The organism is Acinetobacter sp. YH12117 (assembly GCF_013418865.1).
Lineage (GTDB): Bacteria > Pseudomonadota > Gammaproteobacteria > Pseudomonadales > Moraxellaceae > Acinetobacter > Acinetobacter indicus.
Map to the genome: position 1 here is coordinate 1 of NZ_VPBF01000087.1, position 2180 is coordinate 2180.

Here is a 2180-nt window from a genome sequence, read left to right on the forward strand (position 1 = left end):
GTAAATTTTCAGCGTTGCTGGCTCCCCGTCAGCCGGATTGGGTTGCATCGCAGGGGTGTCGAAAGAGTCAACTGCGGTCCAAAGCTGTTGGACTTGGGTGAAAAGGGCGTTTATTCTTCCTATACGTGAACCGCATCCTACGGAATGAGTAACCCTTGCCCTATTGTGAGTAGAACGTCGTATAATTCAAACGAAAGCAGTTAATAGGTATGAAATATCACAGCACAAAAGAGCGACAGGACATGTTTAGATGATGTTATTATAAAATAATAACATCATGGATGAATAAAAAATAATTTTCTATCTTTACAACTATGTTATACTTCTATGATAAGGCTATGATGGCAAAGCCTTGGTTTTCCTAATCAAATAGTCGCCGAGATGGCTTCAATGCGACAGTAGGTCTACTGTCTCACAATTAATTCATGTATCAGATTTTTGTTCCCTGATGGGAAGTGTTATCCATACGAAAAGAATATGGGTAAAGTGTTACACCTGTATATGACATTCAGAATGTCCTGTCGGGGGAACTGGTACCAATTTAATAAAAGAAAACAGTATAGAAATGACAATCGAAGATATGCAAACATTAGCCCTAGAGCATGGGCTGAGAATTTCGGAAGAGATGAGCGTCAATGAGATGGGCATCGACTTTAGAGTTGCCTTTGTAAAGGAAGTAAACGGTGAGAACTGGGTACTCCGTATACCTCGAAGAAGCGATATGCTTGAACAAATCGAAAATGAAAGTAGAATATTGGATTTAGCCAAAAGAAACCTGTCGATCAATGTCCCTGATTGGAAAATTGTATCGGAGCGCCTAATAGCCTACCCTTTACTGGAGGATGCGCCTGCTCTGACATTCGATGCGATAACACATGAGGTTTCTTGGAACATAGATCGCGATAGCATAGCTTATGTGGAGTCTCTGGCAAAATCATTGGCCGAATTACATCGTATTACAGCTGACGATGTGAGAAAGAGCAACTTGAAAATAATGACTCCAAGTGAATTGAGGACCGAAATAGCTGACCGTATCCACTTGGTGAAATCTGAGATAGGTATCAGCGAGCCGTTGGAAAACAGATACCGTAGATGGTTGGACAATGACCCTTTGTGGCCTGAATTCACTTGTTTCATCCATGGCGATCTCTATGCAGGGCATGTCTTAACCTCGAAGGAAGGTAAGACCTCTGGTATCATAGATTGGTCTACTGCGCATATGGGTGATCCTGCACTGGACTTTTCTGGTCACGTATCGGTTTTTGGAGAGGATAGCCTGAAGAGTTTGATAACGGAGTATGCTAAACAAGGCGGAACGATATGGGATAGGCTCTACGAACAATCTATAGAGAGGGCTGCTGCAGCTCCATTAGCATATGGCGCTTTTGCGGTAGAGTGCAACGACGATAATCATATCAATGCCGCCAGAGCAGCCTTAGGTATTGTTCAATAAAATGATGTGAGGATACTTTTTTAAATGCTAAAATAGGAGTTCGATTGGTGCCACTTAAGAGTATCATTGATTTCTATTTTAGCCAGTATCCTCCACTTTTAGGAGCTCCTCGAAACTCGATTTTATGATCATCTCTTAAGATTTTGAGCCACCGCTCTACTATCTTGACAGGAACTAATAGCTCGTTTACTAAAAATGGTGCACGCTTTCCTGGATTAGTTCTTATCTGATTAAATAGTAGATTTACTCCCTCACTTACTCCCTCATTAGATTCGAAAAGTAGCTTTGATGAGACAATAACTCGAAAACCGTGCTGGAAATTTTCAAAGACAGGGGGACGCAGACCATAGGATGCGAAGCCTTCTTGGATTCGTTTGATGCCTGACCCATATTTTTCAATAAAATGCGCTTCTTTGAACGTGGCAGATATCCTTTTATTGCGCGCCCATGGCGAGTAATCTTCACGAAGAAGCTGATCAATCGTTAAGTTATCAGCTAAACCACCTGGATTGAAAAACTCTATGGAATTGTAATACACCCTGATTATGGAATCGGCAAATTAATTTGGACTTGGGTGAAAAGGGCGTTTATTCTTCCTATTACGTTGTCGGCAGCGGGCCAAAAAGGAATACGTCCATGCCCATCGAGGTGAAACCGGCTGTGAGCGCGGGTTCAAGCATATAGCCCGACAGGCGCGTATCCTTGCCGATCACGACACGATGGCGGT

The 2180-nt window shown here is 42.5% G+C and carries 2 protein-coding genes and 1 pseudogene; 1 reads left to right on the forward strand and 2 read right to left on the reverse strand.

The window, feature by feature from the left end:
• Nucleotides 1–565: 565 nt before the first annotated feature.
• A complete protein-coding gene (mph, locus tag FTU55_RS14865) occupies nucleotides 566–1453 on the forward strand; it encodes an Mph(E)/Mph(G) family macrolide 2'-phosphotransferase (protein ID WP_071830579.1) in 888 nt (295 codons plus the stop codon).
• Between the two features lie 73 nt (nucleotides 1454–1526).
• On the opposite strand, the gene FTU55_RS14870 is transcribed toward mph, so the two are convergent.
• Together FTU55_RS14870 and FTU55_RS14875 are read right to left on the reverse strand one after the other, a co-directional pair.
• Nucleotides 1527–1991 carry an ATP-binding protein gene (locus tag FTU55_RS14870; RefSeq protein WP_071830580.1) on the reverse strand — a complete coding sequence of 155 codons (465 nt, stop codon included), beginning with the start codon at nucleotides 1989–1991 and terminating at the stop codon, nucleotides 1527–1529.
• Nucleotides 1992–2058: 67 nt separating this feature from the next.
• Nucleotides 2059–2180: pseudogene (locus FTU55_RS14875) on the reverse strand (hypothetical protein); the annotation flags it as partial.